This is a genomic window from Dyadobacter diqingensis (genome assembly GCF_024220585.1).
Classification (GTDB): Bacteria; Bacteroidota; Bacteroidia; order Cytophagales; family Spirosomataceae; genus Dyadobacter; species Dyadobacter diqingensis.
The window spans coordinates 24,702-38,168 of sequence record NZ_JAMXKF010000010.1 but is presented as its reverse complement, the minus strand read 5'-3'; the positions used below and the strand labels follow the sequence as shown (position 1 = coordinate 38,168).

Here is a 13,467-nt window from a genome sequence, read left to right as displayed (position 1 = left end):
CTATGTCACAAAACTGTTTTTCAGCAAACGCCGCTTTGTGCGGAAAAGTAAACAATCGCAGATGTTGTCCGGGAGATAAATGGCGTAGTTAACCATCGTCTTTGTCAGAAACGGGATCGGTATACTAGCGGTTTAAAAATTTAAATTATTAGTATACTAAATTGATAGAATTAATATTCTATCAAACAACAGAACCCAATATCCTGATTCGGCGATAAAAGAAAGGAAGTATTCTCACGAATATCAGTTGTACAGAAGTAATGCCGGGACTGCAGGCTCTCCGACATCTTTTTAAAGGCAATCATCCGATCTTTTCATCGCCGGATCAGGGTTAATGGTTAATGGTTAATGGTTAATGGTTAATGGTTAATGGTTAATGGTTAATGGTTAATGGTTAATTAAAAAAACTCAAAAGCACTTAGCTCTACTCACCCCAAGGGGCTTATTAAAAAATTAATACTCAGCCGTTTTTAATTTGAAGGGTTTATCCCGGCAACTAAAAACACTTCAACCAGATCTTTGAATGAAAAAATATATCCTATTACTATTCCTTCTTGTCTCCCTGAAATCCATTGCACAGCAGCGAACGCTCAGCGGCGTCGTAACCATTTCGGAAGACGGATCAGCACTCCCCGGCGTAAATGTATCCATCAAACACACCAAACAAGGGACGATAACCGACGCCGATGGCCGGTTCAGTCTTAACCTTGTAAAAGGAACAACACTCGTTTTCTCCTTCATCGGTTTTACGGCAAAAGAAGTTGCGATTGGTTCCTCCAACGAATACAAGGTGGTATTGGAACCCAGCACGCACACTTTAGGCGAGGTTCAGGTCGTAGGTTCCCGTAACGCCAATCGTACCAAGTTAGACTCTCCCGTTCCGGTGGACGTGATTGACCTTAAACCCCTTCTTGAATCCGCTCCACAGGTAAGCATCACACAGCTACTTCAATATGTTTCACCATCTTTTCACTCCGTGAATGGCAGTAACGCCGGTGATGCAGGTTCAGCCCTAAACTTATCGCAGCTTCGCGGTCTGGGAGTTGATCAGGTTTTGGTACTGGTAAATGGCAAGCGTCGCCATAAAAGCTCCAATATTAACTGGGGTGGATTAGGGAACGGTGCCACAGGTTATGACCTGAATTCCATTCCGACGGCCTCCATTGAACGCGTAGAAATCCTGCGTGACGGCGCAGCCGCACAATATGGCTCAGATGCCATTGCGGGTGTTATTAACATCGTTCTAAGCAAAAGCACAGACCAGCTAACATTGAGTTCAACCGCCAGTACCCGTCGCCGCGGTGATGGAACGACCACCCGGACCAATGCCAATTACGGTTTTGCTCTGGGAAAAACAGGCGGTTATCTGAATACCACCGCAGAGTTCGCGACACAGGCGATCTCACTTTTACCCGGTAAAGATGACGCCGCACTATACCTCGGGCCGGTTTACGGTGGTGGTGCCAACACAAGAAATTATGATGCGATTTACACCAAAGAAATTGATGAAGCCATTTTGAAAGAACGTGGTATCGACCGTCATTATTTCGATCGCCGTGGCGGAGGCTCCAATAAGGCCAAAGATGCACTGTTGTTTTTCAACGCTGCAATTCCTTTGAAACAAAATGCAGAAGTTTATGCTTTCGGAGGCATCAGTCATCGTAATTCGCAGTTCACAGCGGTTTACCGCTTACCAGGCTGGACTGAACGCAACAATGCATTCCTATATCCTGACGGATTTTTGCCGGCCATGGAAAACATTATCAGTGACAAATCACTGGCGGTGGGGATCAAAGGAAAAATCCATAACTGGGACGTAGATATTTCAAATGTTTATGGAAAAAACAGTTTTGGCAACGTGATCACCAATTCTTTAAACGCAAGTTTGGGATTAAAAACACCGACAACTTTTGACGCCGGAAGTTATAACGCAAGCCAGAATACCGGAAGCATCGACATCAGCAGGTATTTTGACAAAGCACTGAAAGGTGTCAACATAGCATTCGGGGCGCAATACCGGGTTGAAACCTATCAGATCATTGCTGGCGAAGAGGCTTCCTATTCCAAGGGTGATTTAAGAACGGTTTACGGACTGGACACCACCGCAGCCGGCATCATTTACAATACCAAAGAAGGCAGCATCGGATTAAACGGACTATCTCCCGGCTCACAGATTCACGCTGGTTTCCGTCCGGAAAACCAGGTCAATGTCAACCGCTCGATTTTGGCTGGTTATGCGGACGTAGAAGCGAACATTACCACCAACTGGCTTGTTTCCGGAGCCTTACGTCTGGAAAACTTCTCACAGATTGGTAACGTGACCACATATAAGGTGGCGACAAAATACAGTTTTTCAAACTGGCTGGGTATTCGCGGATCCCATAACACAGGCTTCCGGGCGCCGGATTTAGCCCAGTTTTATTACACGGAAACTTCTACAAGTTTCCAGCAGGGCCGCGCGATTGACCAGGTTACGGCTTCCAATCAGAGTGCTGCAACGAGAGCTTTGGGTATCCCGACTTTAACACCTGAAAAATCAAAAGGTTATACTTTCGGATTTACATCACAGCCTTTCAAAAATTTCGAATTGACAGCGGATGCTTATCTGGTTGATGTCAACAACCGGGTTGGAAACACAGGAAATTTCTCAGCAACGGATGTTAACCTGCCGCAGGAAGTGAGATCGTTGTTTGTGCAAACCGGTACAACGCAGGCCAAGTTCTTTTATAATTCTTTCAGTACAAGAACAAAGGGGCTTGAATTAACGGGAAGCTACCGCACACCATTCCGCCGCGGAACACTTAACCTTCTTTTTGGAGCAAATTTTGTAAAAAACGAGGTGACAAAAGTGAACACGCCAAAAGGACTGGAAGCTTATCGTTACATCATCTTCAACGACGGCGAAAAAGCGAGGGTAACGTCTCATATTCCTGGTACTAAAATCAATCTTCAGGGAACTTACAAGGTTGGTAAGCTGACTTACATGGCCCGCGCTATTTACTTTGGATCGGTTACCAATGCTTCTGCACTGAACGCAACATTCCCACAGCCTGATTATTTCTATCAGAAACTGAAACCGATCTGGGTTGTGGACGCGTCCGTTGCCTATGCATTCTCAAAAATCATCCATGCTACGATTGGCGTAAACAATCTGTTCAACGAACTTGGCGACTATTCCGATCCTAAACTATCTGCCTTGAATAATCCTTCGATCATCGGCTTGCAAAACGGAAGCGCAGGCATCCAGCCTTTCGTAAGAATTACGGCCAGACTTTAATCTCAAAACCAAATCCGATCAAGATGAAACTTCAACATATATTTTCGATAAAATCATTGGGCAAACTGACCTTTGGCATTGTGACGCTGGCCGGATTGTCGGGCTGCAAGGATACAGATTATCTGGACGTCAATGCGGCAGATCGCCCTCCCCTGAGCGCTTACATCAGTTTTGTCAATGCCCGTCCGATTAACACAGGCCTGAATTTCTGGACTTTCACGGATAAAATAACACCAACTCCGGTAGCGATCAATGATGCATCTGCCTACTATCCAACCGTTTTCGGGAACGTGCAGATTAACTTCACGGAAGGCACCAACACGAGTTACAAGGCATCCTATCAGTTCGGAAACAGTGCCACGTTTACTGCAACGGGCAGACCCAACGGGCCAATTGCGACTTATTACCATACCGTCGTAGCTGCCAGAACGGCCAGCAACAAAGCAGATTCGCTCATTCTTTTTTACGACGATCTGAAAACGCCTGAGTCAGGAAAAGCAAAACTAAGATTTCTCAATCTCTCTCCGGGTACAGGAACAATAAATGTATTAAACGGTAAAACGCCGCTTTTCAATAACGTGGGTTATGGCCGCGCGGCAAATTCATCACTTGCCGGCGAAAGTCTAAATGTGTGGTCATTGGGACCGTTCCAGTCGGTGAATCCTGGTAAATACGACTTAAATTTTACGGACGCTACCAACGGCAACACTACCGGTTCAACTTCTTCTGTAACATTGGAAGCGGGTAAAATTTATACCGTTTTTACCAACGGGCTCGCGACCGGCTCTCCGTCATTCGGCGTGAAAGTACTGGAACACCCGGCCAGATAAAATGGTGATCAGGGTATCAATCTCCGCTGTTAACTTTAACGGCGGGGATTTTTTGTTTTCAATTCAGCATTTCTACAAGACTTATGCAACATTTACGGTAAAAATCCGCTTTCAACTCCTTCTGTAACATAGTATCGTTTGAATTATTTTACAGCCAACCCTATGCCTTTTACCGGTTTTCTTTCCCGAATTTTACTCCTCATCGTAATCTATTGCCTCACAACATCTCATGCAGACTGCCAGTCTGTTTCCGATTTTGGAATAAAGCCCGACAGTTATGAAAACGTTACGCCGCGGGTTCAAAAAATCATTGAACATATCGGAAAGAATAATATCTCAAAACTTGTTTTCCCAAAGGGCCGTTATGATTTTTGGCCGGACGGCGCGATAAGGGCAAAGTATTTTGTCTCCAATACATCCACGGAACAGGAAGATTCCTTAAAAGTCAAGACCATCGGCATGTTGTTCAAAAACATGAAAAATCTGACGATTGAGGGCAATGGGTCTCTTTTTATTTTTCATGGTAAAATGACAACCGTTCTTTTTGATCGTTGTGAAAATGTATTTTTCCAAAACATCCATATCGATTTTGAGCGCCCAACGATGTCGGAAATGCGTTATACAAACGTGACTGAGGGAGGTGTCGATCTTGAAATTCACCCGGATGCAAAATATTCTATTGAGGACGGACAGCTTGTATGGCATGGCGAGGGCTGGAAAACAAATCATTTTCATGCGGTAGAATTTGATACAACAGTCAAAACGATGCGCTATGCGGACTGGAAAACATTTAACAACAGCAAAGCCACCGAAATCCGTCCTGGCCTTGTAAATTTTGAAACACCACCCGGTTTCAAACCTATTTCCGGCAACATCCTGACGGTGCGGGATATCATCCGCGATCAGGTCGGTATGTTTATTCTTGAAAGTAAAAATGTCACATTGCAGGACGTGGGCATGCACTACATGCACGGACTGGGGATTGTCAGCCAGTACACTGAAAATATCACGATGCGAAGAGTTACCTGTGCGCCCCGTAAGGAAACAAAACGTATCATTGCATCCTCAGCCGATTTCATGCACTTTTCAGGTTGTCGTGGGCAAATTACTGTTGAAGATTGTAAGTTTTCCGGTGCACATGATGACCCTATCAACGTGCATGGCACCAATCTCCGTATTGCTGAAAAACTCGAAAACAACAAGCTGAAAGTACGGTTCATGCACGGCCAGAGTTATGGTTTCAACGCTTTTTTCGCGGGTGATGAAGTTGCCTTTGTACACTCGTCTTCCATGCAGCGGTTTGCAAAAGGTAAGGTTAAGGCGGTCAACAGAACCAGCGACCGAGAAATTGAACTGACTTTTGAAGAGGCGGTGCCGCAAAATCTTGAACCCAACGACTGCGTCGAAAACATGACCTGGACACCCGAAGTATTGATCAAGGGCTCCCATTTTACCCGGACCAATACGAGAGGAATTCTACTGACAACGCCGCGGAAAGCGATTATTGAAAACAACACGTTCTACAAAACCGGCATGAGCGCCATACTCATAGAAGCCGACGCCGAAGGCTGGTTTGAATCCGGTCCCGTGCGTGATGTCACGATTCGTAACAACACGTTTGTCGATTGTGCATATCAGGGCGGTCCCGAAAATGCCATTATCGCCATTAATCCGTCCAACAAAATAGCGGACATCAAAACACCCGTTCACTTTAATATCAAAATTGAGAATAACATCTTCAAAACCTTTGACTATCCGATTCTTTTTGCAAAAAGCACAAAGGGTTTGATTTTCAGCAATAATACAGTGATCAGAACGAATGACTTGAAACCTCAGTCTACCGGAAAAAAAATGTTTGACCTGAATGCCTGCTCCGAGGTCGTGATCAGCAATGTAAGACTGGAAGGTGATGTATTAGGGAAAAATATCAAACTGAACAACATGCGAAAAAGTGATGTAAAGCTGGATAAAAATAGTAGTCTGATGATTGAATAAGGATGGTTTTCTATCCAGTTTTTATCAAATCATACGTAGTTATCACATTCCACTTCTTTCTGTCATGCTGCAACAATTGAAAACCACTCACAGAAAAAGATCCTGAAAACGGTTTCGTCATAAATTCAGGCCAGGCACTGTTAAAGGCTTCCGGTAAGAGATCACGGTAGGCGACCGTTACGTGGGGTTTAAAACTGGCCTCGGTACCACTGGCTATCGAGTTATTGAATGCCGTGTAAAATTGCCGGATCAGTGCCTTTTGCAAATCCATCAGGTCCGGATTGGGCACAGGTTTGATGTAAATAACCGGATGCTTAGGATTTCGGAATGAGTCGAAACCCCTTAAATCGATGTCAAAAGAAGATATTTTTATCGTCAGGTTTGAAAACCATTCTACCAGATTATCATGATCCGCTGCGAGAAGCTGGAACGGTGCTTTTAACGTGATATGGGGCATAACCTTTAACGCCTTCCGGCTTTGGAACCGGTCAGCAATGTCCCGCTGCACCTCAACCACCTGCTTCGCCAGCTCCTCAGGGAGCACAATCGCGATAAAATACAAATTCTGATCTTCCATGAATTGCTGAAATGTAGGTCCGTACTGACTAAATCTTTGACTTTAACCGGCTCAATGTTTCCTGCGAAATATTCAGATAAGATGCCACAATTTTGTTGGATAAACGTTGCACAACCATCGGATTTTGATCCAGTAAGTGACAATATCTTTCGGTCGCGCTCATGGTAATGAACGACATCAAACGGTTGGTATTATTAACGTAGGCATTTTCAAGATAACTCCGGTAAAATTTTTCCCAGGACGGGATAACCTCCAATAAATTTCTGAAATCTTTTTGACTGATGTACAACGATTCTGTCGGCTGCACAGCCTGTATGAATTCCAGCGACGGCTCATCCGTGATAAAACTCACCATGGCGGTTGCAAAACTATTCTCAAATGCCAGATATCTCGTCGCCTCCTGCCCTTCTCCATTGATAAAAAATATCCTTAAACAGCCTTTGCCAACGAAAAACATTCGCTGGCTGGCTTGTCCCTGGGAAACCAAAAATTCGTTTTTAACCGATTTCAGGGGAATAAAATACGATAAAATTGTTTGCAGTTCATCGTCATTAACGACTATTCTTTGCCGGATATACAAAGCAAGTTGTTCATGCATAGGCTTCAAATCATTCTGCATTCGTAACCTTTTCGGCAAATTTCCTAGCCCTTGGGATAATGATAAATGCCGCACCATAGGCAACCGGAAGCATCACGCTCCATGCTTTCAAAAATTTCGAAAACCAGTCCTCGCCAAAGCCATAGTTTCTCACCAGACCAACAAAAGCCATAATCAGCGTCATAGGAATTACAACGAAAAGTGTGTTGATGTACTTAAAATATTTCTGTTTCATTTTTTGATTTAATATTGTTTAATGATCCGGCAAAGGTCAGCCCGCAAAATTGCGAAAACATTGACTCAGGTCAAAAAATGCAAAAATTGAAAAAGAAATTGTTAAAAAATCCCCGCTTTATGTTTAAAGTAACTGATCAAAATGAATCGGCAACTGGTTGAAACGTTTTCCCGTAGCATGATAAATGGCGTTGGCAATAGCAGGAGGCATTGCTACCAACCCTATTTCCCCAATCCCCTTGCTGCCCAGCTCGTTCACAATGTCGTCTTTTTCCTCTACGAAAATCACATCCAGTTCATGAATATCGGCATGTACCGGAATGTGATATTCAGCCAGGTTCTGATTCATATATTTCCCGAACCGATGATCACTGATCGTTTCTTCAAAAAGTGCTTTGCTGATTCCCCATACCATCCCGCCCAAAATCTGACTTCGGGCTGTTTTGGGGTTAATGATATTCCCGGCGGCAACAGCGGTAATCGCCCGGGTAACCTGTATCGTGCCCAGTTCTTCGTCCACTTCCACTTCTACAAAAGCGGCGCTGTGTGCGGCGCGGGTGTAATTTTTCAGTTTAAAAACATTCGGAACACCCGTGTTTGTCGTTTTGATCACCTTCTTTTTTTCAGCAGCGACGATATCCTTAAAATAAACAATAACATTCTGATTGCTCTTTAATATGATACCACCCCGTTCAAATACCACTTCCTTTTCCGACACACTCTTCAACGGAGACCCGGGCATGTTTCCGGCTTTTTTCAATAACTTTTTCCGCAAAGCTTTCCCCGCAGCTTTCACTGCCGCCCCAACCGTTGAAACAGTAAAGGATCCGCCCTGAACAGGTGCAAAAGGCATTTGACTCTCACCATAACAAAACGTTACGTCTTCGAGCGCCAAACCCAGTTCATCCGCCGCAATCTGCGTCATCACGGTGAGTGTTCCGGTGCCGATGTCGGTAATAGCACTGCTTACTTCCAGTTTTCCCTCGGCGGTCATGACAGCCTCAACACGGGCAAGTACCTGCATGGCTTCCCATATTCCGGTGGCCATGCCATAACCCACCAGCTTATGCCCCCGGCGCATACTCCGGGGTTCTGGGGTTCGTTTTGACCAGCCAAATTTTTCAGCGCCCTGCACATAACATTCCCGCAACTCCTTGCTGGAATAAGGCCGGTCTGCCGTCACGTCAAAATCAGTATAATTGATGAGCCTCAGTGCCAGCGGATCTATTTTAAGTTGATAAGCTAATTGGTCCATACTGCTCTCGATGGCGTGCATACCAGTAACGCCGCCAGGTGCCCGCATATCCAACGGACTGAAAACATCCAGCGGAACCAGTTTATAGTCAAACGAAGTGTGCGGCGCCGGGTACAACATATTCGACCAGTTGACTACAACCTCTGTATAATCCTCATGCTGTGATGTTTCCGCAACGGCCTCATGCCCTAGCGCAGTGACTTTCCCCTGACTATCCGCAGCAAAACGTGTTTGTTGAATCGTTGGAGGACGATGCCCGAAGGTGAACATTTGCTGCCTGTCGAGCGTCACTCGCACGGACCGCTTTAACTGCAACGCCGCCATAACCGACATAAACAACTGATATTGTGGCCTCAAACCCGATCCGAATGCGCCACCAACGTATGGAGAAATAACCCGTACATTTTTATAATGCAGCCCGAAAACATTCCCGACATACAACTGGCAATTAATCGTTCCCTGGGTTTTATCATAAATGGTTAATTTACCATCCTCCTCATAAACAGTGGTTGTGGCGAACAATTCGATGGGATTGTGATGTTCTGCGGCATGAATAAACTCCGCAGATACTTGTGCTGCTGCGTTATGAAATGCCTTCCCGAAATCGCCCTTGGGTTTCGCTGGCAACGGTTTCAAAAAAGTTGCAAGTCCTTTTTTAGGATCGCGCGCTTTACCTTTATTACTTTCAAGATCTGTAAAAAAATGCTGTTCTTCATATCTTACCGCCATGATCGAAGCAGCATATCGTGCGATCTCAAAAGTTTCCGCAACCACCAGGGCAATGGGTTGTCCATTGTATTTGATATCAGCATTTTGCAAAGGCCGGAATGGCGAGCCGGGCGGTGCATCCATATCGGCGTACTGCAAGTCAAACCAAGCCAGCGACGGCCTGTTTTTATGCGTAAAAACTTCAATCACACCCTTTATTGCCTTTATTTGTTCGGTATCAATTTCAAGTATTTTCCCTTTGGTAATGGTACTGTTCACCACATAACCATACAGCAGTTCAGGCACGTGATAATCACCGGCATAACGCGCTGCACCGGTCACTTTTTGCTGCCCCTCGATACGGCTCACCGGCTGGCCCGTCAATAGTTTATGAGACATAATGTTCTGTTTTTAGATCGAAGGATGTGCACCAGGTTGTTGCGATTCGGGATTCAGTGCCATCAGGCAATTTCGTACAACGGCTCTTTTTGCCAGATCGATTTTGAAATTGTTATGCCCGTAACCCACAGCTCCATTTAGAATTATCTTGGCTGCTGCGGCAAAGTTTTCGGCGGAGGGAGATTTTCCGGCCAGAAAATCTTCGGCATCTTTGATCCGCCAGGGTTTATGGGCGACACCACCCAGCGCAATTCTTGCTTCTTTTATCACATCACCTTCCAAATCAAGTCCGGTAGCGACTGAGACCAGTGCAAAAGCATAAGAACTCCTGTCCCGCAATTTCAAATAGGAATAATTTTTCTCAAATCCTTTTTCAGGTAAGTCTATACTGGTAATGATTTCACCTGGTTGCAAATTGTTATCCCGTTCCGGGTTATTACCTGGCAGGCGATGGAATTCTGCAAAAGGTAAACTACGGGTTCCATCCACCCCGTCAATCCGGACAACAGCATCCAAAGCAGAAAGTGCCACACACATATCCGAAGGAAAAACAGCGATGCAGTCCTCGCTCGCTCCCAAAATAGCCATGATCCTGTTGTATCCGCCAATCGCTGAGCAGCCGCTGCCTGGCTTTCGTTTGTTACAAGGCGTGTTCGGATCATAAAAATAATAACATCTCGTGCGCTGCAACAAATTACCTCCGTTGGTCGCCATATTTCTGATTTGAGCTGACGCCCCGGCCAGAATAGCCCTGGACAACAACGGGTACCGGGTTTCAATGAGTGGATGATAGGCCGTTTCCGCGTTCGTCGCAAAAGCGCCAAGCTGTACTCCCCCGTCCTCCGTTTCCAGAATGCCACGATGCTCCGGAATATGATTTATGTCCACCAACAATTCAGGGTGGACGAGATTGTATTTAAGCAAATCAACCATATTGGTGCCTCCTGCCAGAAATCCGGCATCAGAATTTTGGCTTACCAACGACATGGCTTCCTGGATATTTCCTGCCCGGGTATAGTTAAAATTATTCATAAGCGCGCATTTTTAACTTCCATGATCGCGTCGATAATATTGGTATTGGCCCCACAGCGGCACAAATTCCCACTCATCAGTTCTTTCACTTCGGCCCGGGAATTGGCTTTCCCTTCGCTAAGCATACCGATCGCACTGCATATCTGCCCCGGCGTACAATAGCCACACTGAAACGCATCGTTTTCAATAAACGCCTTCTGCAATGGATGCAGAACATCATCCTGCGCGATCCCTTCAATGGTCGTAATTTCTGCTCCTTCCTTCATTACCGCCAGCGTCAGACAACTCAGAATCCGTTTCCCGTCACACAATACCGTGCATGCCCCGCATTGTCCGTGATCGCAGCCCTTTTTTGTTCCTGTCAAATCAAGGTGGTCCCGGAGTGCATCCAGTAAACTAACCCAGGGTGCCACATCCGCGATTCTGGGAACGCCGTTAACATGAAGCGAGATAATCCGTGAATTTGTCAGGTGAACATCTGGCTTTAAGCCCGTTGAAACTGTCTGCATGGCGCGTATCTGATGAAGAATGTAGAAATAAGGTGTCTGGTAAATTCTGAAAGTATAAAGAACTGTGCCAATAAAACGGTCTCTTTTTTACGGAATTTCAGTTAAAGCCGGGGCATTCCAAAATGAATATCAGAACCTTTCACCAGCCGTCGGACTTTCTGTTTTGGAATTTAAATTAAATAATTGACAGACATACTATTTTGTTCCAAAATCAATTCCATAGCGATCTTCAAGGGAAGTCATCCCGGGTAGGTTAAGTCATGGCGAGCCTTAATCCGTCATCAAATAAATGGTTTTTTACGATTCCTTTCAAATGCATAATGCTAAGATTCACCAGGTTACAGTCGTTGAAAAATAGATGATTCTCTAACCAAAAACAGGAGACCGCACCGATGCAATCTCCTGTTTAACAATTATGTTTACTATTTCAGTAGGAAACCGAAGCGTTATTGTATGTCATTATATTTCCCCTGATTCAAATCTCCGGTATCAAACCCTTTCTTAAACCAATACATACGCTGCTTGGAAGAACCGTGTGTAAATGCATCAGGAACAACGTATCCCTGCGATTGTTTTTGCAGCTTGTCGTCCCCGATCGCGTTGGCCGCCGTCAGGGCAGCTTCCAGATCGCCAGGGTCAAGGATACCGTTTGCAGCCATCTTTTCTGCGCGATTAGCCCACACACCAGCCAGAAAATCCGCCTGAAGTTCGAGTTTAACCGATAACTTGTTGTATTCGGCTTCGCTCATTCGGCCGCGCGCCTCCTGAAGTTTATCCGTAATCCCCATGAGATTCTGTACGTGATGCCCTACCTCGTGCGCCACAACATAGGCCACAGCGAAATCACCGGGGGCGTTATACTTTTCTCTCAGTTCGTCACAGAAAGAAAGATCGATGTATACCTTCTGATCAGCTGGACAGTAAAAAGGTCCCATCGCAGCAGATGCGCCTCCACAGCCGCCTTGGGTAGAATTTTCAAAAATCTGCAAGGTCGGTAATTCATACTGACTACCGTTTTCTTCATAAATCTGTTTCCAGACATCTTCCGTACTACCCAGAACAGCCGTTACAAAATCGGCAGTTTTGTCATCCGGACGCGGACCCGGCGGACGGTCTCCAACTTGTTCGGTTCCCTGCGTCTGCTGCAAATTGGACAGAATTTCGGACGGGTCCTGTCCTGTCAGTAAGCCTATTGCCAGCACAATGATAAAACCGATACCGCCAATGGCTACTTTACCGCCGCCAGACATCCCGCGACGATCTTCCACATTTCCACTTCTTCGTAAATCTTGCCAACGCATATTACTTAATTTTTTAAGTGTTGTTTTTAGTTTTGTATAGCGAAAACAAAAGTACCATACTTAATCATATCAATACAATGGTCCGTTTAAAATGAGTAAAAAAACGCACATGCACCGTGTCCTTTAACAGATGATTATGTACTGTAAAAACTTATTTCTACAAAAAATCACCTGCCCTAAAATATCGAAAGAATTATCATGCCAGCAATACTTCCAGTTGATCCAGAAATGAAATCTGTGCCTGATTAATTTTTTCTCTTGCTAAATCCATCGAAAACCAGCCCGCTTTATCCACCTCCGGGAAAGTTTGTATTTTACCAGAATGTGGTGGCCAAATTATTTCAAATGTATTGCTGACAACCGCCTCCGCATCAATATCTCCTTCCACAGCCCACGCCACAACAACCTTACCGCCCTTTTGCTTTATTGGTAAAAGTGGCACAAAATTACCCAAAATATCAAATCCTGTTTCTTCCCGAAATTCTCTTTTCGCTGCCATCAAAGGGTCTTCTTCTGAATATTCACCCTTGGGAACAGACCAGCTTCCCAGATCCTTTTTTGCAAAAAATGGCCCGCCCGGATGAATTAAAAAAACTTCCGTACCCGTACGTTTCCGGAATAAGAGAATACCTGCGCTTTGTTTTGCCATAACTCTTTGGTTAAAAACAGAACGAATATAACCTTCCGCAAAGATTTTTCACGGAAACTGGAACAGTTTTTTAACCGGATGGATAAGTTCAGCTTTAATATTT

Annotated in this window: 11 protein-coding genes; 3 read left to right on the top strand and 8 right to left on the bottom strand. The window is 45.0% G+C overall.

Annotation, left to right across the window (positions count from 1 at the left end; translation table 11 throughout):
• The first annotated feature begins 523 nt into the window (after positions 1–523).
• The 3 genes from M1L62_RS23330 to M1L62_RS23320 all read left to right on the top strand — a co-directional run bounded on the left by M1L62_RS23330 (position 524) and on the right by M1L62_RS23320 (position 6,102).
• A complete protein-coding gene (locus M1L62_RS23330) occupies positions 524–3,277 on the top strand; it encodes a TonB-dependent receptor (RefSeq protein ID WP_254562051.1) in 2,754 nt (917 codons plus the stop codon).
• Between the two features lie 23 nt (positions 3,278–3,300).
• Complete coding sequence (locus M1L62_RS23325) at positions 3,301–4,107, top strand: DUF4397 domain-containing protein (protein WP_254562050.1); 807 nt, start codon at positions 3,301–3,303, stop codon at positions 4,105–4,107.
• 138 nt (positions 4,108–4,245) lie between these two features.
• On the top strand, positions 4,246–6,102 hold the full coding sequence (locus tag M1L62_RS23320) for a right-handed parallel beta-helix repeat-containing protein (protein WP_254562049.1): 1,857 nt from the start codon (positions 4,246–4,248) through the stop codon (positions 6,100–6,102).
• A 10-nt stretch (positions 6,103–6,112) separates the two neighbouring features.
• Here M1L62_RS23320 and M1L62_RS23315 read toward each other — a convergent pair whose 3' ends face one another.
• From M1L62_RS23315 to M1L62_RS23280, 8 genes are all read right to left on the bottom strand, one after another.
• Positions 6,113–6,679: a 2'-5' RNA ligase family protein gene (locus M1L62_RS23315; protein WP_254562048.1), complete on the bottom strand. Its 567-nt coding sequence runs from the start codon at positions 6,677–6,679 to the stop codon at positions 6,113–6,115.
• A 28-nt stretch (positions 6,680–6,707) separates the two neighbouring features.
• A complete protein-coding gene (locus M1L62_RS23310) occupies positions 6,708–7,298 on the bottom strand; it encodes a Crp/Fnr family transcriptional regulator (protein ID WP_254562047.1) in 591 nt (196 codons plus the stop codon).
• Positions 7,288–7,512 carry a DUF2798 domain-containing protein gene (locus M1L62_RS23305; RefSeq protein ID WP_254562046.1) on the bottom strand — a complete coding sequence of 75 codons (225 nt, stop codon included), beginning with the start codon at positions 7,510–7,512 and terminating at the stop codon, positions 7,288–7,290. The genes M1L62_RS23310 and M1L62_RS23305 overlap by 11 nt, the downstream gene beginning before the upstream one ends.
• A 123-nt stretch (positions 7,513–7,635) precedes the next feature.
• Entirely contained in the window at positions 7,636–9,873 is a 2,238-nt protein-coding gene (locus M1L62_RS23300; RefSeq protein ID WP_254562045.1) for a xanthine dehydrogenase family protein molybdopterin-binding subunit, read from the bottom strand.
• A gap of 12 nt (positions 9,874–9,885) precedes the next feature.
• The gene (locus M1L62_RS23295) at positions 9,886–10,905 is read right to left on the bottom strand and encodes an FAD binding domain-containing protein (RefSeq protein ID WP_254562044.1); all 1,020 of its coding nucleotides are present in this window, start codon (positions 10,903–10,905) and stop codon (positions 9,886–9,888) included.
• On the bottom strand, positions 10,902–11,414 hold the full coding sequence (locus tag M1L62_RS23290) for a (2Fe-2S)-binding protein (RefSeq protein ID WP_254562043.1): 513 nt from the start codon (positions 11,412–11,414) through the stop codon (positions 10,902–10,904). The genes M1L62_RS23295 and M1L62_RS23290 overlap by 4 nt, the downstream gene beginning before the upstream one ends.
• Before the next feature lie 446 nt (positions 11,415–11,860).
• Entirely contained in the window at positions 11,861–12,715 is an 855-nt protein-coding gene (ypfJ, locus tag M1L62_RS23285; protein ID WP_254562042.1) for a KPN_02809 family neutral zinc metallopeptidase, read from the bottom strand.
• Between the two features lie 196 nt (positions 12,716–12,911).
• Positions 12,912–13,364: an NUDIX hydrolase gene (locus M1L62_RS23280; RefSeq protein ID WP_254562041.1), complete on the bottom strand. Its 453-nt coding sequence runs from the start codon at positions 13,362–13,364 to the stop codon at positions 12,912–12,914.
• Positions 13,365–13,467: the final 103 nt, after the last annotated feature.